This window comes from Bacillus sp. EB106-04-04-XG123, from assembly GCF_058791855.1.
This window is the reverse complement of sequence record NZ_JBYTDZ010000002.1, coordinates 173787-193039: the sequence shown is the minus strand read 5'-3', so window position 1 is coordinate 193039 and position 19253 is coordinate 173787. Positions and strand designations below refer to the sequence as shown.

25 protein-coding genes and 1 riboswitch are annotated in these 19253 nt (G+C 43.0%); of the genes, 21 read left to right on the top strand and 4 right to left on the bottom strand.

Features of this window, described 5'->3' with window-relative positions; genetic code table 11:
- Nucleotides 1-15 precede the first annotated feature (15 nt).
- On the bottom strand, nt 16-858 hold the full coding sequence (locus AC3WTB_RS06450; RefSeq protein WP_492333481.1) for an oxidoreductase: 843 nt from the start codon (nt 856-858) through the stop codon (nt 16-18).
- A 114-nt stretch (nt 859-972) separates the two neighbouring features.
- Between AC3WTB_RS06450 and AC3WTB_RS06445 the strand changes: the two genes are divergently transcribed.
- From AC3WTB_RS06445 to AC3WTB_RS06435, 3 genes are all read left to right on the top strand, one after another.
- Complete coding sequence (locus AC3WTB_RS06445) at nt 973-1419, top strand: YusW family protein (RefSeq protein WP_492333685.1); 447 nt, start codon at nt 973-975, stop codon at nt 1417-1419.
- Between the two features lie 146 nt (nt 1420-1565).
- The gene (locus AC3WTB_RS06440) at nt 1566-2396 is read left to right on the top strand and encodes an ABC transporter ATP-binding protein (RefSeq protein ID WP_008347057.1); all 831 of its coding nucleotides are present in this window, start codon (nt 1566-1568) and stop codon (nt 2394-2396) included.
- A 71-nt stretch (nt 2397-2467) separates the two neighbouring features.
- Complete coding sequence (locus AC3WTB_RS06435; RefSeq protein ID WP_024423411.1) at nt 2468-2719, top strand: YusU family protein; 252 nt, start codon at nt 2468-2470, stop codon at nt 2717-2719.
- 33 nt (nt 2720-2752) lie between these two features.
- Here AC3WTB_RS06435 and AC3WTB_RS06430 read toward each other — a convergent pair whose 3' ends face one another.
- From AC3WTB_RS06430 to AC3WTB_RS06420, 3 genes are read right to left on the bottom strand one after another with little or no spacing between them, the layout of a single operon-like run.
- Nucleotides 2753-3100 (bottom strand): spore coat protein, encoded by a 348-nt coding sequence (locus tag AC3WTB_RS06430; protein ID WP_039181293.1) that lies wholly within the window; start codon nt 3098-3100, stop codon nt 2753-2755.
- Between the two features lie 11 nt (nt 3101-3111).
- A complete protein-coding gene (locus AC3WTB_RS06425; RefSeq protein ID WP_047202428.1) occupies nt 3112-3363 on the bottom strand; it encodes a hypothetical protein in 252 nt (83 codons plus the stop codon).
- 26 nt (nt 3364-3389) lie between these two features.
- On the bottom strand, nt 3390-3527 hold the full coding sequence (locus AC3WTB_RS06420; RefSeq protein ID WP_323649061.1) for a YuzL family protein: 138 nt from the start codon (nt 3525-3527) through the stop codon (nt 3390-3392).
- A gap of 199 nt (nt 3528-3726) precedes the next feature.
- Between AC3WTB_RS06420 and AC3WTB_RS06415 the strand changes: the two genes are divergently transcribed.
- From AC3WTB_RS06415 to sufU, 18 genes are all read left to right on the top strand, one after another.
- On the top strand, nt 3727-6114 hold the full coding sequence (locus AC3WTB_RS06415) for a 3-hydroxyacyl-CoA dehydrogenase/enoyl-CoA hydratase family protein (protein ID WP_126682295.1): 2388 nt from the start codon (nt 3727-3729) through the stop codon (nt 6112-6114).
- Between the two features lie 12 nt (nt 6115-6126).
- Nucleotides 6127-7302 carry an acetyl-CoA C-acetyltransferase gene (locus AC3WTB_RS06410; RefSeq protein WP_058838130.1) on the top strand — a complete coding sequence of 392 codons (1176 nt, stop codon included), beginning with the start codon at nt 6127-6129 and terminating at the stop codon, nt 7300-7302.
- Between the two features lie 14 nt (nt 7303-7316).
- Nucleotides 7317-9098 carry an acyl-CoA dehydrogenase FadE gene (locus AC3WTB_RS06405; RefSeq protein WP_492333480.1) on the top strand — a complete coding sequence of 594 codons (1782 nt, stop codon included), beginning with the start codon at nt 7317-7319 and terminating at the stop codon, nt 9096-9098.
- A gap of 111 nt (nt 9099-9209) precedes the next feature.
- A complete protein-coding gene (locus AC3WTB_RS06400) occupies nt 9210-9566 on the top strand; it encodes an arsenate reductase family protein (protein WP_427369171.1) in 357 nt (118 codons plus the stop codon).
- 66 nt (nt 9567-9632) lie between these two features.
- Nucleotides 9633-10016 (top strand): glycine cleavage system protein GcvH, encoded by a 384-nt coding sequence (gene gcvH, locus AC3WTB_RS06395; RefSeq protein ID WP_492333479.1) that lies wholly within the window; start codon nt 9633-9635, stop codon nt 10014-10016.
- Nucleotides 10017-10060: 44 nt separating this feature from the next.
- Nucleotides 10061-10297, top strand: a complete 237-nt coding sequence (locus AC3WTB_RS06390; RefSeq protein WP_039181284.1) for a YusG family protein — start codon at nt 10061-10063, stop codon at nt 10295-10297.
- A 131-nt stretch (nt 10298-10428) separates the two neighbouring features.
- Complete coding sequence (locus tag AC3WTB_RS06385; protein WP_034281437.1) at nt 10429-10773, top strand: ribonuclease M5; 345 nt, start codon at nt 10429-10431, stop codon at nt 10771-10773.
- A gap of 12 nt (nt 10774-10785) precedes the next feature.
- Nucleotides 10786-11088 (top strand): thioredoxin family protein, encoded by a 303-nt coding sequence (locus tag AC3WTB_RS06380; RefSeq protein ID WP_024426005.1) that lies wholly within the window; start codon nt 10786-10788, stop codon nt 11086-11088.
- A gap of 120 nt (nt 11089-11208) precedes the next feature.
- Entirely contained in the window at nt 11209-11550 is a 342-nt protein-coding gene (locus AC3WTB_RS06375; RefSeq protein ID WP_024423403.1) for an SCP2 sterol-binding domain-containing protein, read from the top strand.
- A gap of 102 nt (nt 11551-11652) precedes the next feature.
- A riboswitch (SAM riboswitch) is annotated at nt 11653-11761 on the top strand.
- A 154-nt stretch (nt 11762-11915) separates the two neighbouring features.
- The gene (locus tag AC3WTB_RS06370) at nt 11916-12941 is read left to right on the top strand and encodes a methionine ABC transporter ATP-binding protein (protein ID WP_059375051.1); all 1026 of its coding nucleotides are present in this window, start codon (nt 11916-11918) and stop codon (nt 12939-12941) included.
- Nucleotides 12934-13602, top strand: a complete 669-nt coding sequence (locus AC3WTB_RS06365; protein ID WP_034623843.1) for a methionine ABC transporter permease — start codon at nt 12934-12936, stop codon at nt 13600-13602. Before AC3WTB_RS06370 ends, AC3WTB_RS06365 begins: the two co-directional genes overlap by 8 nt.
- A gap of 14 nt (nt 13603-13616) precedes the next feature.
- Complete coding sequence (gene metQ / locus AC3WTB_RS06360) at nt 13617-14438, top strand: methionine ABC transporter substrate-binding lipoprotein MetQ (RefSeq protein WP_024423400.1); 822 nt, start codon at nt 13617-13619, stop codon at nt 14436-14438.
- 102 nt (nt 14439-14540) lie between these two features.
- Nucleotides 14541-14909 carry a carboxymuconolactone decarboxylase family protein gene (locus AC3WTB_RS06355; protein ID WP_003212803.1) on the top strand — a complete coding sequence of 123 codons (369 nt, stop codon included), beginning with the start codon at nt 14541-14543 and terminating at the stop codon, nt 14907-14909.
- Between the two features lie 215 nt (nt 14910-15124).
- A complete protein-coding gene (locus AC3WTB_RS06350) occupies nt 15125-15259 on the top strand; it encodes a YuzK family famiily protein (RefSeq protein WP_254965641.1) in 135 nt (44 codons plus the stop codon).
- 213 nt (nt 15260-15472) lie between these two features.
- Entirely contained in the window at nt 15473-16258 is a 786-nt protein-coding gene (gene sufC, locus AC3WTB_RS06345; RefSeq protein ID WP_007500355.1) for a Fe-S cluster assembly ATPase SufC, read from the top strand.
- 18 nt (nt 16259-16276) lie between these two features.
- Nucleotides 16277-17590: a Fe-S cluster assembly protein SufD gene (gene sufD / locus AC3WTB_RS06340; RefSeq protein ID WP_024423399.1), complete on the top strand. Its 1314-nt coding sequence runs from the start codon at nt 16277-16279 to the stop codon at nt 17588-17590.
- Nucleotides 17590-18810: a cysteine desulfurase gene (locus AC3WTB_RS06335; protein ID WP_059374990.1), complete on the top strand. Its 1221-nt coding sequence runs from the start codon at nt 17590-17592 to the stop codon at nt 18808-18810. Before sufD ends, AC3WTB_RS06335 begins: the two co-directional genes overlap by 1 nt.
- The gene (sufU, locus tag AC3WTB_RS06330; protein ID WP_039181277.1) at nt 18800-19246 is read left to right on the top strand and encodes a Fe-S cluster assembly sulfur transfer protein SufU; all 447 of its coding nucleotides are present in this window, start codon (nt 18800-18802) and stop codon (nt 19244-19246) included. Before AC3WTB_RS06335 ends, sufU begins: the two co-directional genes overlap by 11 nt.
- Nucleotides 19247-19253 lie beyond the last annotated feature (7 nt).

The window sequence follows — 19253 nt, the reverse complement described above, 5'->3', positions numbered from 1 at the left end:
CCTGTTTTTTTGTGCTTATTTTTTTGAAGAGAGTGTACGCAGTATGATGTGTTCCCACATGTTCCACGGCAGAAGCTGTTTTGCTGTGAATGAAAGTCGTACGCCTTTTCCAACAAGATATCTCAGCCGTTTCAGCCGCTTCTTCTCTGCTAATCGAACAACAAGCTCTGCCACTTCACGAGGATCTCCATAGTTGGATTTCTGGGTATCAATATGGGCCATCATCTTTTGGTAGAGTTTTATGTATTTCGATCCTTCTGCTGGCTGAATCATTTGCTCGTTCATGGAGGTGTTCCAAATATTTGTTTGGAAAGAGCCTGGCTCAATTAAGGCCGCCTGGATACCGAACGAAGCTAGTTCAATCCGAAGGCTTTCTGTATAGCCTTCCAACGCAAACTTAGAGGATACATATGGAGAAAGTGCAGGCATTCCCATTAATCCGCTGATACTGCTCATATTGAAAATCTTTGCACCGCTCGCCATAAACGGCAGCACTGCTTGGGTCATTTCCATCACACCGAAGACATTCACTTCAAATTGCTGGCGGTACGTGTCAACAGGAACCTCCTCCGCAAAACCAGCAAAGGCTGTTCCCGCATTGTTCACAAGCAGGGTAATAGGTGCGTAGGCATGAAGTTTCTTCTGAAATGCTTGGATCGACTGCGTATCCGTCACATCTAACGCTTCAATATGTATCATGCCGGATAAAGAGGCTTGCTCGATTTCTTCAGCGAGCTTTTTTGCATTGGTTTCCTGTCTGACGCCGGCAATCACTGTATAGCCCTGCTTGGCGAGACGCATCGTGATGAGCTTGCCAAAGCCGCTATTGGCACCAGTTACAATGGCTGTTTTTTTCATCATCCGGTTCTCCTTTTTGTTTTAAATTTATCATAGTGAGATGTTTTATTGAATAACAAAAAGGAGCCTAGAGAAGAATAAAAAGCGATGCTATGAAATAGGAGGAAACACATGATGTGTTGGAAGAAGGCGGGACAAATAGGGGTGCTGCTCTTTATGCTGTCCGGCTGTCAATCAATTGAACCATTACAACAAACACATGAAGTAGAGGCAGAAAGTCTGTCAGCTGTTCAAATGAAGGAACTGCCATTTCAGCATCTGCATCTGCATGTACAATATGGACAGAAAAACGAATTATACGAAGCGACCTACCGTCAGGCAAGAGGCAAAGAGGAGGCAATCATTCGTGATCATATGAATGGGGTCCGCTATGAAGGGGAAGAAGCCTTGCGCGAGATGAAGATGAAGCTGAATGATATGTCGATTCCTAGTGCAAAGATCAATGAAGCGTATGTAAATGAACTATTAGCTGCTTTTAATTTAGATGATGATTATCAGCGGATTCAGATCGATCTGAAGCTCGAGGATGGGACCAAACGTACATTCCAAAGGAAGAAATAAACGAGACTTTCTCATTTTTTAATTGAAAATGATTTTCAAGATCACTTAAATCTGATACACTAAATTGAGATAAGTGATCTTTTACGTCTGTACATAGACGATATTTCATATAAAAATTTGGATGAGAAAAGGAGCGTTTGAGCGGAATGAGTGCCATTTCTACTGAAGGTTTAAGCTTAGGCTACGGAGAAACAATGATCATCGATGAACTAAATGTATCAATCCCTAAGGGTGAAATCACAGTATTTATTGGCAGTAATGGATGCGGTAAATCCACGCTACTTCGCTCTTTGGCCCGTCTCATGAAGCCAATGGGTGGTTCTGTCCTGCTTGAAGGTCATTCCATTGCAAAATTACCAACAAAAGAAGTAGCGAAACAGCTCGCTATTCTTCCACAAGGACCAGAAGCGCCAGAAGGATTAACTGTGCATCAGTTAGTGAAGCAAGGCAGATATCCTTATCAAAATTGGCTGAAGCAGTGGTCGAAGCAAGATGAAGAAGCAGTGAATCGCGCATTGAAGTCAACAAAGATGGAAGACCTTGCTGATCGGACCGTTGATTCATTATCAGGTGGACAAAGGCAGCGTGCATGGATTGCGATGACGCTGGCCCAAGAGACCGATATTATTTTGTTAGATGAGCCGACGACATATTTAGACATGACGCATCAAATCGAAATTTTGGACCTTCTGTTTGATTTAAATGAGAAAGAGCAGCGCACGATTGTGATGGTTCTTCATGATCTCAATCTCGCATGCAGATATGCTCATCATCTTGTCGCGATTAAAGACAAGTCAATTTATGCAGAAGGCAGACCAGAAACAGTGATTAATTGTGATCTCGTGAAAAATGTCTTTGATATGAATTGCCAAGTGACAACAGATCCTCTATTTGGAACACCATTATGTATTCCGCACGGTAGAGGACGCTGTATTGTGCAGCAAGCGCAAGCTGAAACATTTCTTGCTGCAAGATAATCGTATGTCAAAAGCCTGACATCTGTGTCTCACAGAGTCAGGCTTTTTTCTGAAAAAGGAGCGGAATATCAATGGGAAATGAATTAGATGAAAAGCTGGAAGGCTTGCTTGATAAATATACAGAGCTGCTGCTCGGTGAATCAACAGACGAGCTGAAACAAGATGTGAAACAATGGGTGATCTACTCTCATATTGCCAAAAGCATGCCGCCGCTAGCAAAGCATTTCAATGAAACGTATCCGGAAGCAAAAGAAGAAATCAAACACACGATTCAACGAATCAAACAGTTGAACGAAGCTCATCGCGCCAATAAAGACCGTTAAAAAACTGCCAGCATCAGACTGGCAGTTTTTTTCTTATGACATTTGTGATGATCCGTACGGAGATTGATCTGTCAGTGTTTGCTGGAATTTCTGGTGTGTCTGCTGGAGCTTTTGCTGATCAGCCGCTTCAACAGAATACCAGCCATATCGGAACATGACATCATATAAATGTCTTTGTGTTTTCTGTGTTTCCAGCGCAATTCGCTGAATATCCTGGTAAAGAGATTCATGACTGAATTCATTGAGCGCTGTGTTGTATCCACTTGTCATGTATTTTTCAGTCGACAAGAGATCTGTAACGAAATCACGATCGTTCATGTTTGTAGTTGTGGGAACCGGGGTTTGTGGATTCCCGATTTTTTGTTGGTTTTGCTGTTCCATGTTTTTTCCTCCTATTGCATAAAGCCAGTAGACTGGCCTTGCCCTGAGCTGCCTAAATGCTGAAGAATTTGTGTGTAATGCTGATGATGCATTTGGCCAACTTGATTTAATTCTTGTTTCAATGTTTGATCCTGGCAATGCTCGGCCATAAAATGAGCCTTTTTCATGGCGATCAAGTTCCAGTTGAGCATATCCTCTAAGTACAAGGAATCCTTCACTGAAATGACTTCTGGGGGCATATTCATTGGCTGATTGTTCAACATGTGTTCCTCCTTACGATTTTGTTTCCTTACTTATTCTTTTTATATTGCTGATTTTGACTGGTTTTTTTCCCGCCTAGGTCTGCTTCCTGTGATGGACCTGCGTTTCCTTTTACACTTGCAGCACTTACTCCTGCTTTCGATGGGTTTTTCTTCAAACGAGACATGTGGACATCACCTCCATTCTTACAATTCCCTCTGATCTTTAATTCATACGCCGCAAAATAAGGCACATGAGAATGTGTAAATTTTTGAAATCCGCTATTGAACTGTTTCGGAAAATCTTTTAAGATAAAGAAAGAGGCATTGCTTTTTTTTGGACAAAAAATGAATGACTGTTCATTCAAAATGTTTAGGGGGATATTTATGGGCAAACATATTCGCAAGGCGGCTGTCATTGGTTCAGGTGTCATGGGCTCAGGCATTGCTGCGCATCTAGCCAATATCGGGATACCAGTAACACTGCTAGATATTGTGCCAAATGAACTGACAAAAGAAGAAACGGCGAAAAAGCGAACGCTTGATCACCCTAGTGTTCGGAATCGATTAAGTCAAGAAGCGATGAAAAAATTGTTAAAGCAAAAGCCAGCACCTCTTACTTCAGCAAAAAACCTATCATACATCACACCGGGAAATCTCACAGACCACCTTTCCTTATTACACGATGCTGACTGGATCATTGAAGTCGTCACTGAAAAACTCAGCATCAAACAACACGTATTTTCTCTCATCGACGAACACCGCAAAGAAGGAAGCATCGTTTCGAGCAATACATCTGGTATTTCGGTTGAAAAAATGGCAGAAGGGCGATCAGATGATTTTAAACGCCACTTTTTAGGCACACATTTTTTTAACCCAGCTCGTTATTTAAAGCTCTTAGAAATCATTCCTATTCAGGAAACAGATCCAGAAGTACTGTCATTTATGAAAACGTTTGGCGAGGATGTACTCGGCAAAGGTGTGGTTGAAGCAAAAGACACACCGAACTTTATTGCAAACCGCATTGGCACGTATGGGCTTCTTGTCACAGTGCGTGAAATGCTTGAGAACAAATACACCATTGGAGAAGTGGATTCAGTCACAGGACCCCTCATTGGAAGACCGAAAAGTGCGACCTTCCGTACACTCGATGTAGTGGGGCTTGACACATTTTCTCATGTGGCACGAAACGTCTATGAACAGGTAGAAGGAAAGGAAAAAGAGATTTTCCAGCTGCCTGAGTTTATTGAAAGAATGCTTGAAAAAGGATGGATTGGCAGCAAGGCAGGACAAGGATTTTATCAAAAAAATGGCAAGGTCATTTTAGAGCTTGACCCAGTGACGCTCACATATGGAGAGCGCACAAAGCTCAAAGATCCAGGCATTGAGATGGCGAAACAGCAAAAGGGAACAAAAGCAAAGTTGAAAGCGCTTATTTATCAAGATGGCCGTGCAGGGCAATTGCTTTGGAATATGACAGCGCCCGTACTTCTTTATTCAGCGCATCTAAAAGGCGAAATTGCGGATGATATTCAGTCCATCGATAACGCAATGAAATGGGGATTCGGCTGGCAGCACGGCCCATTTGAGCTGTGGGATGCAATAGGCGTCAAAAAAGCCGCCGAGCGCATGGAAGCAGAAGGCCACAGCATCCCAGCATGGGTGCAAGACATGCTGTCAAAAGGACACGACACATTCTATCAAGAGAATGCTGATGGAGAGCGTGCGTTTTATCAGGATGGGGCTTACGTACAGGAAAAAGGGAACGACAAACATATTTCTTTAGCTAGATTGAAAAAGAAACAGGACGTCATCTTCAAAAATTCTGGTGCGAGCCTGATTGATATTGGTGATGATGTCGCCTTGCTCGAATTTCACTCTAAAAGCAATGCCATTGGACTAGATGTCATTGATATGATCAATCGCGCTGTTGATGAGACGGAAAAGAATTACAAAGGGCTTGTCATCGGAAACCAAGGGAAGAACTTCTGTGTTGGCGCCAACCTTGCCCTGATTTTAATGGAAGCACAGGACGACAATTTCTTTGAAATTGACTTTGTGATCAGGCGCTTCCAGCAGGCGATGATGAAGGTGAAATATAGCGACCGCCCAGTTGTAGCCGCACCGTTTGGGATGACATTAGGAGGCGGTACGGAGGTTTGTCTGCCGGCAGCGGCTATACAGGCGTCCAGCGAAACTTACATGGGACTTGTGGAAGCGGGAGTTGGACTGATTCCAGGGGGCGGTGGAAATAAAGAATTATATCTTCGTCACCTGCAAGGATCAGCGAAGCCGTCGCAGACGGCTATACAGGATGCCACGCTAAAAACATTTGAAACAATTGCAATGGCAAAAGTATCAACTTCAGCTGAGGAAGCGCGGGATATGAACATGCTCCGCGTGAGCGACCGAATTAGTATGAACGGGGATCACCTGATCTATGATGCAAAACAACTGGTGCTCTCTCTTGATGAAGCCGGTTATCGCGCGCCGCTCAAGCAAAAGGTGCCGGTCATGGGAGAAACAGGCTATGCAGCGATGATTTTGGCTGCTGAAAATATGAGACTGTCTGGATACATTTCAGAGCATGACATGACCATTGTAAAAAAATTAGCTCATGTCATTTCCGGCGGGAAACTGCCATTTGGAACAGAGGTAGAGGAGCAATACTTATTAGAGCTTGAAAGAGAAGCCTTTTTAAGTCTTGTAGGAGAAGCGAAATCACAGGCACGTATGCAGCACATGCTCGTCAAAGGAAAACCTTTACGTAACTAAGGGGGAGTCAAAATGAGAGAAGCAGTCATTGTCGCTGGCGCAAGAACACCAGTAGGGAAGGCGAAAAAAGGATCGTTAAAACATGTCCGGCCTGATGATATGGGCGCATTATGTGTAAAAGAAACGTTAAAGCGTGCCGGTGAATACGACGGTCAAATAGATGATTTGATCATTGGCTGTGCAACGCCAGAAGCAGAGCAGGGGTTAAATGTGGCCCGGAATATTGGAGCATTAGCGGGACTGCCTTATACGGTACCTGCCATCACCATAAACCGCTACTGCTCGTCTGGTCTTCAGTCTATCGCTTATGCGGGTGAACGAATTATGCTCGGGCAGGCAGACACGATTTTAGCCGGAGGAGTCGAATCGATGTCGCAGGTGCCGATGATGGGGCATTCCATTCGTCCGAATGCCCTCTTGGCAGAGCAAGCACCTGAATACTACATGAGCATGGGGCACACGGCAGAGCAAGTGGCGCAAAAGTATCAGGTCACACGTCAAGATCAGGACGCCTTTGCGGTGAGGAGTCATCAAAAGGCAGCAAAGGCACTTCAAGAAGGGAAGTTTTCTGATGAAATTGTGCCCGTTGATGTAACAGACCGGCGGATAGGAGAACAATATCAATTAGAAGAGCATCAATTCACGTTCTCACAGGATGAAGGTGTGAGAGCAGGTACAACGGAAGAGATTCTTTCCACTTTGCGTCCAGCCTTTTCGACAAAAGGTACGGTGACTGCAGGGAACTCGTCTCAAACAAGTGACGGGGCTGCGTGTGTGATGATGATGGACCGCGAGAAAGCATCCTCACTTTCTCTTCAGCCGCTCGCTAAATTCAGAGCATTTGCTGTTGGCGGTGTACCGCCTGAGGTGATGGGAATCGGTCCGGTTGAAGCCATACCGCGTGCGCTGAAAATCGCTGGACTTGAGCTGAAGGATATTGGTCTGTTTGAATTAAACGAAGCGTTTGCCTCTCAGGCAATTCAAGTCATTCGCCATTTAGGAATTGATGAAGAAAAAGTGAATGTCAACGGCGGGGCAATTGCGCTTGGACATCCGCTCGGCTGTACAGGAACGAAACTAACGCTGTCACTTATTCATGAAATGAAACGGCGAAACGAGCAATTTGGCATTGTCACAATGTGTATCGGCGGGGGCATGGGAGCAGCAGGCATTTTTGAATTGATCTAAAGGGGGAAATCAGGATGAAAGCATTGGAAGATGTAAAAAAGGGTGGAAGCTTTTTAATTGATGAGACGAATTATGAGCATATCTTTACACCGGAGGATTTCTCTGATGAACATCAAATGATTGGAAAGACAACAGAGGATTATATTTTACAAGATGTGGTTCCGCATATAGATCAAATTGAAAACCATGAGTTCGAGCATTCGGTCAGGCTTCTCAAAAAGGCTGGTGAGCTTGGCCTTCTAGGAGCCGATGTACCTGAAGAATTCGGCGGGCTTGGATTGGATAAAATCAGTTCAGCAATCATTACTGAAAAATTCGCTAGAGCAGGCAGTTTCTCACTTTCCTATGGCGCTCATGTCGGTATTGGTTCTCTGCCGATCGTGCTCTTCGGAAATCAAGCGCAAAAGGAAACGTACCTGCCAGGACTCGCCTCTGGTGAAACCATTGCGGCGTACGCACTCACTGAGCCAGGATCAGGCTCTGACGCTCTTGGAGCAAAAACAACTGCGGTTCTGAATGAAGCAGGTACCCATTATGTCCTCAATGGAGAAAAGCAGTGGATCACAAACTCCGCATTTGCCGATGTCTTTGTTGTGTATGCGAAGATTGATGGTGAACACTTCTCTGCTTTTATTGTCGAAAAGGATTTTCCAGGTGTCAAAACGGGACCTGAAGAGAAAAAGATGGGCATTAAAGGATCATCGACGAGAACATTAATTCTTGAAGATGCCCAAGTACCGAAGGAGAATTTGCTTGGTGAAGCCGGCAGAGGACATGTGATTGCCTTTAACATTTTAAATATCGGACGCTATAAGCTGGCAGTTGGCACAATCGGTGCATCAAAGCGCGTCATTCAATTGTCGGCAGAATATGCGAACCAGCGTAAGCAGTTCAAAACACCAATTTCTCAATTCAGCTTAATTGGTGAAAAAGCAGCCAATATGTCAGCAAAGCTCTATGCGATGGAAAGTGCTGTTTACCGTACGGTTGGATTATTTGAACAGCGGATGGGTCTATTAAGTGACGAAGAGCAAAAAGACGGCAAACAAATTGCTCAATCCATTGCGGAATATGCGATTGAATGCTCTCTCTGTAAAGTCCTTGGCTCTGAAACATTAGATTATATTGTGGATGAAGGCGTGCAGATTCACGGCGGATATGGATTCATGCAAGAATATGAGGTCGAAAGAGCCTATCGCGACTCACGAATTAACCGGATCTTTGAAGGGACAAACGAAATCAACCGTTTGCTTGTACCAGGTACATTCTTGAAGAAAGCGATGAAAGGAGAGCTTCCGCTGCTTCAAAAAGCGCAGACCTTACAGGAAGAGCTAATGATGATGATGCCGGAAGAGCCAGGCGATCAGCCGCTCGATCAAGAAAAATATTTGCTCGTCCATGCGAAAAAGGTCGCCTTAATGGTGGCTGGTATGGCAGCCATGAAATACGGGAAAACCTTAGACAAAGAGCAAGAAATTCTTGTGAACATAGCCGATATCGTCAATGAAATTTTTGCTGCTGAATCAGCAATTTTGCGTACGGAAAAGGCAATCGCTGCATCAGGCGTAGAAAAGAACGTTCAAAAGCTGGCTTACACACAAATTTTCACGCAGGAGGCTTTCTTAAAGATTGAAGCCCATGCAAAAGAATCCTTGATTGCGATGGAGGAAGGAGATTCACTCCGCATGAGCCTGTCAGCCCTTCGCAAGCTGACAAGATTTACTCCAATCAATGTCATCGCCAAAAAGCGTGAAGTGGCAAAACGAATCTTTGAAGCAGAGAAATATATCGTATAAGGATGGCTTAAAAGGTGCGGATATCACTCCGCACCTTTTTGTAAGCATACATTTAGGTTTTTAAAATATTTTGTGATAAAATGTTGTCACAATTTGCAGGAGGTGAAAATGGTGGCTTTAGATTTTTACGAATACCCATCTTGCGGTACATGCCGAAAAGCAAAAAAGTGGCTGGAAGCACACAATAAAGACATCAACAGCATACATATCGTCGAAGAGACGCCTGATAAAGAAACATTAAAAGCCCTTTACGAAAAAAGCGGTTTAGAGCTGAAGAAATTCTTTAATACAAGCGGACAAAAATACCGGGAGCTGCAGCTGAAAGATCAACTTCCTGCAATGTCAGAGGACGAGCAGCTAGAATTACTCTCGTCTAACGGAATGCTGATCAAGCGCCCGATTACAACAGACGGTAAACGAGTAACAGTTGGATTTAACGAAGATACATTTAAAAGCGTCTGGAAATGATGTAACTTTCATTCAGATTGTGGTATCTTCAATATAGATTGTAAGAAAAGACTGGAGGGGTATTGAATGAGCACACCAAAAGATTTACGTTATTCAGAAGAACATGAATGGGTCAAAGTAGAAGGAGATAAGGTGCGTATCGGTATTACGCATTTTGCTCAATCTGAGCTTGGCGATATCGTGTTCGTTGAGCTTCCTGAAGTAGGAGACAAAATCACAGCGGACGAGCCTTTCGGAAGTGTAGAATCAGTGAAAACAGTTTCTGAACTTTATGCACCGATCAATGGCACAATCGTCGAAGTGAACGATGAGCTGGATGACAGCCCAGAATTCGTCAACGACTCTCCATATGAAAAAGCATGGATGATCGTTGTAGAACCAGCTGATGCAACTGAAATCGAGAACTTAATGACTGCTGAGCAATATGAAGAAATGACAAAAGAAGACTAATTCATGTGAAATTGGACACTCTACCTTTATGGGGGGTGTCCAATTTGTCTTTTCAAAAAGAACAGGTGGATATAACAGAGCATGTCACTGGACGATTCAAAGAAAGCGGCATGGTGCTTTATCATCAAAATGAAGAGATTGGCACAATGATTAGTGAAAACCAATATGAGCTGAAATCGGGATATTCCTATGATCAAAATCGTTTTTATCGTCTAACGGATACATTGACCGATGGGACAGAAAAATATGTAGACTGTGACGATGAAAATGGGTGGTGCTAATCACAGAGGAGACTGCAGTGAACAAAAACTGCAGTCTTTTTGATGACGAGGCGCCCAATCTTTACAACCTGGATGAAAGATTGTAATCTAAGGAAGAAGTGAATCAACGTCAAAAGGGCCGGGTGATCGTGATGAATGTCGAGATAGAAAAGGTCATCATTGTAGAAGGTAAAACAGACAAACAAAAGCTGAAAGAAGTCATAAGTGAACCTGTTACCATCATTTGCACCAATGGCACGATCAGTACATCGAAGCTGGACCAGCTTGTGGACGATTTATTGGGGAAAGACGTTTACATATTAGCAGACAGTGACGATGCAGGCGACAAACTGCGGAAGCAATTTCGAAAAGAATTCCCTGAAGCACTTCATCTTTTTGTCGACAGAACGTACCGCGAAGTGGCCGCTTCACCGTCAGCCCACATTGCATCTATCCTATTAGCTGCAAACATTGATGTTCATTCGAAATATTTATGAGGGTGGACGTATATGAAAGAGATTGAAGAACACGAATTCAAAGAGATAGAGGACGATTTATTTCTTTTATACTTATATACACCGTTTTGTGGAACATGCCAGCTGGCAAAGAAAATGCTGGCAGTCGTAGACGCCATGCAGCCGGATGTGCCATTTTACGAAAACAATTTAAACTATTCACCAGGCTTTGCAAAAGCATTTGAGATCGAGAGTGTTCCTTGCTTTCTACTGTTTAAAAAAGGAGAATTGGTGCAAAAAGGCTATGCCTTTCACTCTGTTCCATATCTTCATGAAATGATTGAAACCGCTAAATAAAGCGGTTTTTTGTCATATTTCAAGAAATTCATTTGAAAATTTGTCGAGTTATTTATAAAGGACAAGAAGATGTTTGTAGAGAAATGTTATGTATAACCAAATGACAGGGAGGTTATACATGTGGAAAATGTGAAAGCCCATGGTAACACAGGGCAGCGTTTACTATTAAAACCGCTGCTCTCATCATCATCCTTGAAGATTACATTTGAGGCGGAAACTGACTCTTGTACATTGATTGTGGATGAACGTGGTGAAGTGAAGAAACTACCTGCAATTGAGTTATCGGATCTCATCTTTTATGGTGAGAGGAAAGAGATTCTACAATTATTAGATGGAGATATGTCCTTACAGCAGTTAATCAGCAGAGGACAAGTCAAAGTCAAAGGGTCATTCCGTGCGCTCCTTAGACTAGAGGCAGTGCTTTGGCTGACGAACGGTTTTTTTCGAAAAATGATAACGTAGTTGTTTACTTGGAAATTAGCGATTTACAGCGTTGACATATCTCAGATAGCATGATATTCTACGTTAGTAAAAACATGAACATCACATAAAACAACATATTTTCTCTTATTAAGAGAGGTGGAGGGACGTGCCCTATGAAACCCGGCAACCGTCAGCATAGCTGAAATTGGTGCCAATTCACTCAAAGCCGCAGCGCTTTGAAAGATGAGAGAAAGGCGTAATTGACATAAAAGGCCTTTCTGCTTGCGTTGCAGTTAGGTCTTTTTTACTGACCTGGCGTCAGGCTAGAGTCATGACAGAAAGAAGAATAAATAACGTATGTGATGGAAACCTATAGATTCAGCAAGAAAGCAGGTGATCAGACTGTGATTCATTTACAGAATGTATCAAAAACGTATCATTCAAAAAGCGGAAATGTTGATGCCGTAAAAGACGTCAACTTGAATATTGATAAAGGTGAAATATTCGGAATTATCGGGTATAGTGGTGCAGGAAAAAGCTCGCTTATTCGCCTATTAAACGGTCTGGAGCTGCCAACAGAAGGAATTGTTGAAGTGGCAGGCAACCGGATCAATGAAGTATCGAATGCGAAACTTCGGAAAGCAAGACAAGAAATCAGCATGATCTTCCAGCACTTTAACCTACTTTGGTCAAGAACGGTGAGACAAAATATTATGTTCCCGCTTGAGATCGCAGGGGTACCGACATCAAAACGGAGAGAACGTGCGAATGAACTGATTAAATTGGTCGGTTTAGAAGGAAAAGAAAATGCGTATCCGTCTCAGCTTAGCGGCGGGCAAAAACAGCGTGTCGGCATTGCGAGGGCATTAGCGAATGATCCAAAGGTTCTTCTATGTGACGAAGCGACATCTGCGCTAGATCCGCAAACGACCGATTCGATCCTTGAGCTTTTGGCGGATATCAATAAACGATTAGGGCTCACGATTGTGCTCATTACACATGAAATGCACGTCATTCGCAAAATTTGTCATCGCGTCGCAGTCATGGAAAATGGACGTATTGTCGAAGAAGGCGAAGTATTGCGCGTCTTCAGACAGCCGAAGGAAGAAATGACGAAGCGATTTGTGAAACAGCTTGCGGAACCAGAGGAAGCGAAAGAAACAATCGAGCACGTCCTAGAGCGAGTAAAAGAAGGTCAGGTCGTACGGTTGTCCTTTATCGGTGATTCTGCCGAGCAGCCACTGATCACAGAAATCATTCGATCGTTTCATGTCGATGTGAACATCCTTCAAGGGAAGATTTCTCAAACGCAGGAAGGCGCGTTTGGAACACTCTTTATCCACATTAATGGAGAAGAGACTGAGGTAGAAAAAGCCATCGCCTATATCCAAAGCAAACAGGTTGAAATCGAGGTGATGACACATGTTTGAGAAATGGTTTCCGAACGTTGATTTAGACGTCATCTGGAGTGCAACAGGTGAAACGGTGTATATGACACTGATTTCATTGGCATTTGCCTTTGCCATTGGTATTATCCTTGGACTATTACTCTTTCTAACGAGTAAAGGCGGTCTTTGGGAAAATAAACCGATTAACACCGTCATTGGGGCAGTCGTCAATATTTTCAGATCGATTCCTTTTATCATTCTAATCATTCTATTATTAGGATTTACAAAACTCATTATGGGCACGATTCTTGGCCCAAATGCAGCACTCCCTGCCCTTGTCATAGGGTCAGCTCCATTCTATGCACGTCTTGTCGAAATTGCACTGCGTGAGGTAGACAAAGGAGTCATTGAAGCAGCACGATCAATGGGAGCGAAAACGTCGACAATCATTTTCAAAGTATTGCTGCCAGAATCATTGCCAGCCCTTATTTCAGGTATTACCGTAACAGCGATTGCTCTAATTGGCTCTACTGCGATTGCAGGTGCAATTGGAGCAGGCGGACTTGGTGACCTCGCCTATGTGGAAGGGTACCAATCTGGTAATACAGATGTCACACTTGTAGCCACTGTGTTTATTCTGATCATCGTCTTTATTATTCAAATAATCGGTGATTTGATTACAAATAAAATTGATAAACGTTAAGGGAGGATTTATTCATGAAGAAATTGATTTTAAGTGCACTATTTCTAGCATTTGCAGGTATTTTAGCTGCGTGCGGTTCATCTAATAACGCAAGTGAAAGCAAAACCATTACGGTTGCCGCATCAAAAACGCCGCATGCCGAAATTCTTGAAGAAGCAAAACCACTTCTAAAAGAAAAAGGCTACGATTTAAAAGTGAAAGTGCTTAGCGATTATAAAATGTACAACAAAGCGTTAGCTGAAAAAGAAGTGGATGCGAACTTTTTCCAACATATCCCTTACTTAAACGAAGAAAATAAATCAAACAAAGATTATAACCTAGTGAGTGCTGGTGCGGTTCACCTTGAGCCTTTCGGTATCTACTCTAAGAAATACAAATCAGTAAAAGATATTCCAAACGGCGGCACAATCATCATGACAAACAACGTAGCTGAACAAGGCCGTATGCTTGCCCTTCTGCAAAATGCTGGTGTCATCAAGCTTGATCCAAAGGTTGATACAATCAACGCAACAGTAAAGAACATTAAAGAAAACCCAAAGAACCTAAAATTCAAAAAAATCGCGCCTGAATTAACTGCGAAAGCTTATGAAAACAGTGAAGGCGATGCTGTATTTATCAACGTCAACTATGCGATCCAAAATAAATTGAATCCGAAAAAAGATTCAATCGAACTTGAGCAAACAAAGAACAACCCATATGCAAACATCGTTGCGGTTCGCAAAGGTGACGAAAAATCAGATAAGATCAAGGCATTAATGGAAGTTCTTCACTCTGATAAAATCAAAGAATTCATCGACAAAAAATATGACGGTGCAGTATTGCCTGTATCTGAATAACAAATTTCAACCTCGCTTTCCTCAAAGCGAGGTTTTTTGTGTATTTTTTCAAATCTCGCTCATAATAAAAACGTACAAATGACCTGAAGGGATGGAATCAAAATGAATGAACAGCATATGAGCGGATCCATGCAGCAATCACTGACTGATTATAAAACCGCAATGGGTGAATTCCAGAAGAAAATGCCGGTGTTTGGAAAGAAATTTAATGAATTTACGGAGCAGTGCTTTCAAAGCGATTCATTAACGCAAAAGGAAAAACAAATGATTGCCCTCGGCATCAGTATTCATGCGCAGGATGAATACTGCATGATTTATCATACAAAGGGAGCGCTCGATCAAGGGGCGACAGAAGAGAATCTGCTAGAGGTTGTGAGCGTGGCGGCAGCTTTTGGCGGCGGGGCAGCACTAAGCCAAGGAATCACTGTCGTTCAGCAATGTATTGATGAATTTGGAGGACAGACGCATTAAAAGAAGGAAAACAAGGTATTTTTCCATATCAAGGAGTTGAGTACTTCTCATCCGAATGTGTGAGAAAATATGCCGTCATAGAGCGTCATATCCCTTTTGAGTGAAGCCGCATACGTTTGCTACAATAAAGCTACACTCAAGGAAGGGAATGGTTTATTATTTGTTCGGACCATAGTACACTGGGATTGGATTATACCGCCGAGATGGAAAAGGCCATGCATCAAGCTCATGGCATGAGCTATGCAGAGTACGAAAGAGACCATGACTTAAGGATGAAAGTGGAATATAAACGAGAGCAGTCCTATCGAGATGAGAAAAGACAGCTCGCAAAAATGAATATAAGAGGCTAATAATAGCTGAGGGGCGGGGAGAACAGTTTCCCGCCCTTTCTTTATGAAAACAGTCTTTTCGACATAAATCCTTTTATCTACCTGCTTTTTTTGTTAGAATTTTGAGAGCATCCTCTCACGCTTATCGTGAATGTGTTGTATTCAGTTTTAATTTGTTATAAAATTAGAATGAGAATAAATTGAGAATAATGATTATTTTGGAGGTATCGATATATGACTGCTTCGACATTAACAATTAAGGACTTGCACGTTGAGATTGAAGGGAAAGAAATCTTAAAGGGTGTAAACCTCGAGATAAAAGGTGGAGAATTCCACGCAGTAATGGGACCAAACGGAACAGGTAAATCTACTTTATCTGCTGCAATTATGGGTCACCCTAAATATGAAGTAACAAAAGGCAGCATCTTGCTTGATGGCGAAGATGTCCTTGAAATGGAAGTAGATGAGCGCGCTCAAGCTGGTCTTTTCCTTGCGATGCAATACCCATCTGAAATCAGCGGTGTCACAAATGCTGACTTCCTTCGTTCTGCTATTAACGCACGCAGAGAAGAAGGCGATGAAATCTCTCTTATGAAATTCATCCGCAAAATGGACGAAAACATGGAGTTCCTTGAAATGGACCCAGATATGGCACAGCGCTACTTAAACGAAGGTTTCTCAGGCGGGGAGAAAAAACGCAACGAAATTCTTCAATTAATGATGATTGAACCAAAGATCGCCATCCTTGACGAAATCGATTCTGGTCTTGATATCGATGCCCTGAAAGTTGTTTCTAAAGGAATTAACAAAATGCGCGGCGAAAGCTTTGGCTGCTTAATGATCACTCACTATCAGCGTCTACTGAACTACATCACACCAGATCACGTTCATGTTATGATGCAAGGTCGTATCGTGAAATCTGGCGGACCAGAACTCGCGCAGCGTCTAGAAGCAGAAGGCTATGATTGGATTAAAAAAGAGTTAGGAATTGAAGACGAAACTGTTGGTCAAGAAGCGTAAGCGTTAGGAGGATTATTGATGACATTAGAAACGAAATTATCAGTAGATCAAGATTATGTCAAAAGCTTCTCCGAGAAGCATCAGGAACCGGCATGGATGAGCTCCCTTCGCTTACAGGCTCTTGAAAAAGCAGAAGACCTCCCAATGCCAAAGCCTGACAAAACGAATATTTCAAAATGGAATTTAACGAATTTCAAACAGCATACAGTCGAAAGTGCACCATTTGGATCATTAGAAGAGCTTCCAGAAGAAGTGAAATCTCTTATTGATTTAGAGGACACAGATAAGACAGTTTACATTCAGCGTGATCAAACGCCGGCCTATTTGTCTCTTTCAGCTGAAGCGAAAGACAAAGGTGTAATCTTCACTGATCTTCATACAGCGATTCGTGAGCATGGAGATTTAGTGAAACAATACTTCATGACAGATGCAGTGAAAGTGGATGAGCATAAACTAACAGCTTTACACGCTGCTTTAGTCAATGGCGGAGCTTTCCTGTATGTTCCGAAAAACGTTGAGCTTGAAGCACCAATTCAAGCTGTTTATCTTCATGAAAATGACGAAACGACATTGTTCAACCATGTCATCGTCGTAGCAGACGATCATAGTGCTGTGACATATGTAGAAAACTACATCAGTACAGCAAAACCAGAAGAAGCAATCTTCAATATCGTTTCTGAAGTATTCACAGGCGCAAACGCCCGCGTCACATACGGCGCTGTAGATAACCTTGCAGAAGGTGTCACAGTATATGTGAACAGACGCGGTATGGCAAATGGCCGTGACAGTAAAATCGAATGGGCGCTTGGCCTGATGAATGATGGAGATGTCGTGTCTGAAAACATCACAAAACTGATGGGCGACGGTACATTCGGTGATACGAAATCAGTTGTTGTCGGCCGAGGAAACCAAACTGAAAACTTCACAACAAGCATCATCCACTTCGGTAAAAACTCTGAAGGGTATATCTTGAAGCATGGTGTGATGAAGGATCAAGCATCCTCTATCTTTAACGGAATTGGCAAAATCGAGCATGGCGCAACAAAGTCAAATGCAGAGCAGGAATCACGTGTCCTCATGCTGAGTGAGAAAGCACGCGGTGACGCAAACCCAATTCTATTAATTGATGAAGATGATGTGACAGCAGGGCACGCTGCTTCTGTTGGACGTGTCGATCCAATTCAATTGTACTACCTCATGAGCCGTGGAATTTCCAAAGAAGATGCAGAAAGACTTGTGATTTACGGCTTCTTAAATCCAGTTGTGAAAGAACTGCCGATTGAAGGAGTTAAAAAGCAGCTGATTTCTGTAATTGAAAGGAAAGTAAAATAATGAATATCAAAGACGTTCGTGAGCAATTTCCAATCCTTCATCAGCAAGTGAACGGACATGATTTGGTGTATTTGGACAGTGCAGCGACTTCTCAAAAACCAAGAGTGGTCATTGATGCAATGAATGAGTATTACCGGTCTTACAACTCGAACGTCCACCGGGGTGTTCATACCCTTGGCACAAGAGCAACGGACGCATACGAGGGTGCGAGAGAGAAAGTTCGTGCATTCATCCGTGCTTCATCTGTCCAGGAGATTATTTTTACTAGAGGTACAACAACTGCACTAAACACAGTGGCGATCAGCTATGCTAGAGCCAACCTCAAAGAAGGCGATGAGATTGTCATTACGCATATGGAGCATCATGCGAATATCATCCCTTGGCAGCAAGCAGCGAAAGCAACTGGCGCCACATTGAAATACATTCCGTTACAGGAAGACGGCACGCTATCGCTTGAAGATGTGAAGCAAACGATCACACATCAAACGAAAATCGTCGCTGTCACACATGTCTCAAACGTATTAGGAACCATCAACCCGATTAAAGAGATCGCCAAAATTGCCCACGAACATGGGGCAATCATTGTCGTCGACGGTGCACAAAGCACCCCGCACATGCAAATTGATGTTCAGGATCTAGATTGTGACTTTTTCGCATTCTCTGGGCATAAAATGTGTGGACCGACTGGCATCGGTGTGCTTTACGGGAAGAAGGATCTTTTGAATAATATGGAGCCTGCTGAGTTTGGCGGTGAAATGATCGACTTTGTGGATCTGTATGATTCCACATGGAAAGAGCTGCCGTGGAAATTTGAAGCGGGAACACCGATTATTGCTGGCGCAGTTGGACTAGGAAAAGCAATTGACTTCTTAAATGACATCGGTATGGAGGAAGTCAGCCGTTACGAGCATCAGCTTGCCACTTACGCGCTTGAGCGCTTTAAGGAGCTTGACGGCGCGACTGTTTATGGACCGCAGCACCGAGCTGGGCTTGTGACGTTTAACTTAGACGACGTCCATCCGCATGATGCGTCAACTGTTCTAGATACGGAAGGTGTCGCCATTCGTGCTGGACACCACTGTGCACAGCCGCTCATGAAATGGCTTGGTGTATCAGCGACTGCAAGAGCAAGCTTCTATTTGTATAATACAGAAGAAGAGATTGACAAACTGATTGCAGCGCTCCGTAAGACAAAGGAGTATTTTACGAATGTCTTTTAATGTAAACTTAGACACACTGTACAGACAAGTGATTATGGATCATTATAAAAATCCGAGAAACAAAGGTGTGTTAAACGACAGCATTGTTGTCGATATGAACAACCCAACGTGTGGTGACCGTATTCGTCTCACGATGAAAATCGAAGACGAAAAAGTCACTGATGCGAAATTTGAAGGAGAAGGATGCTCGATTTCGATGGCATCTGCCTCAATGATGACGCAGGCGATTAAAGGGAAAGATATTGAAACAGCTTTGAAAATGTCTCGGATTTTCTCCGATATGATGCAAGGAAAAGAATACGACGATTCCATTGATCTTGGTGACATTGAAGCGCTGCAGGGAGTGGCAAAATTCCCAGCCCGCATCAAATGTGCAACATTATCCTGGAAGGCGCTTGAAAAAGGCGCATCTGCCGAAGATAACGGCAAATCATAAGATTGGA

Coding starts and splice junctions, on each gene's coding strand:
- AC3WTB_RS06450 (WP_492333481.1), bottom strand. CDS start 858: ATGAAAAAAACAGCCATTGTAACTGGTGCCAATAGCGGCTTTGGCAAG.
- AC3WTB_RS06445 (WP_492333685.1), top strand. CDS start 973: ATGTGTTGGAAGAAGGCGGGACAAATAGGGGTGCTGCTCTTTATGCTG.
- AC3WTB_RS06440 (WP_008347057.1), top strand. CDS start 1,566: ATGAGTGCCATTTCTACTGAAGGTTTAAGCTTAGGCTACGGAGAAACA.
- AC3WTB_RS06435 (WP_024423411.1), top strand. CDS start 2,468: ATGGGAAATGAATTAGATGAAAAGCTGGAAGGCTTGCTTGATAAATAT.
- AC3WTB_RS06430 (WP_039181293.1), bottom strand. CDS start 3,100: ATGGAACAGCAAAACCAACAAAAAATCGGGAATCCACAAACCCCGGTT.
- AC3WTB_RS06425 (WP_047202428.1), bottom strand. CDS start 3,363: ATGTTGAACAATCAGCCAATGAATATGCCCCCAGAAGTCATTTCAGTG.
- AC3WTB_RS06420 (WP_323649061.1), bottom strand. CDS start 3,527: ATGTCTCGTTTGAAGAAAAACCCATCGAAAGCAGGAGTAAGTGCTGCA.
- AC3WTB_RS06415 (WP_126682295.1), top strand. CDS start 3,727: ATGGGCAAACATATTCGCAAGGCGGCTGTCATTGGTTCAGGTGTCATG.
- AC3WTB_RS06410 (WP_058838130.1), top strand. CDS start 6,127: ATGAGAGAAGCAGTCATTGTCGCTGGCGCAAGAACACCAGTAGGGAAG.
- AC3WTB_RS06405 (WP_492333480.1), top strand. CDS start 7,317: ATGAAAGCATTGGAAGATGTAAAAAAGGGTGGAAGCTTTTTAATTGAT.
- gcvH (WP_492333479.1), top strand. CDS start 9,633: ATGAGCACACCAAAAGATTTACGTTATTCAGAAGAACATGAATGGGTC.
- AC3WTB_RS06385 (WP_034281437.1), top strand. CDS start 10,429: ATGAATGTCGAGATAGAAAAGGTCATCATTGTAGAAGGTAAAACAGAC.
- AC3WTB_RS06380 (WP_024426005.1), top strand. CDS start 10,786: ATGAAAGAGATTGAAGAACACGAATTCAAAGAGATAGAGGACGATTTA.
- AC3WTB_RS06365 (WP_034623843.1), top strand. CDS start 12,934: ATGTTTGAGAAATGGTTTCCGAACGTTGATTTAGACGTCATCTGGAGT.
- metQ (WP_024423400.1), top strand. CDS start 13,617: ATGAAGAAATTGATTTTAAGTGCACTATTTCTAGCATTTGCAGGTATT.
- AC3WTB_RS06355 (WP_003212803.1), top strand. CDS start 14,541: ATGAATGAACAGCATATGAGCGGATCCATGCAGCAATCACTGACTGAT.
- AC3WTB_RS06350 (WP_254965641.1), top strand. CDS start 15,125: ATGCATCAAGCTCATGGCATGAGCTATGCAGAGTACGAAAGAGACCAT.
- sufC (WP_007500355.1), top strand. CDS start 15,473: ATGACTGCTTCGACATTAACAATTAAGGACTTGCACGTTGAGATTGAA.
- sufD (WP_024423399.1), top strand. CDS start 16,277: ATGACATTAGAAACGAAATTATCAGTAGATCAAGATTATGTCAAAAGC.
- AC3WTB_RS06335 (WP_059374990.1), top strand. CDS start 17,590: ATGAATATCAAAGACGTTCGTGAGCAATTTCCAATCCTTCATCAGCAA.
- sufU (WP_039181277.1), top strand. CDS start 18,800: ATGTCTTTTAATGTAAACTTAGACACACTGTACAGACAAGTGATTATG.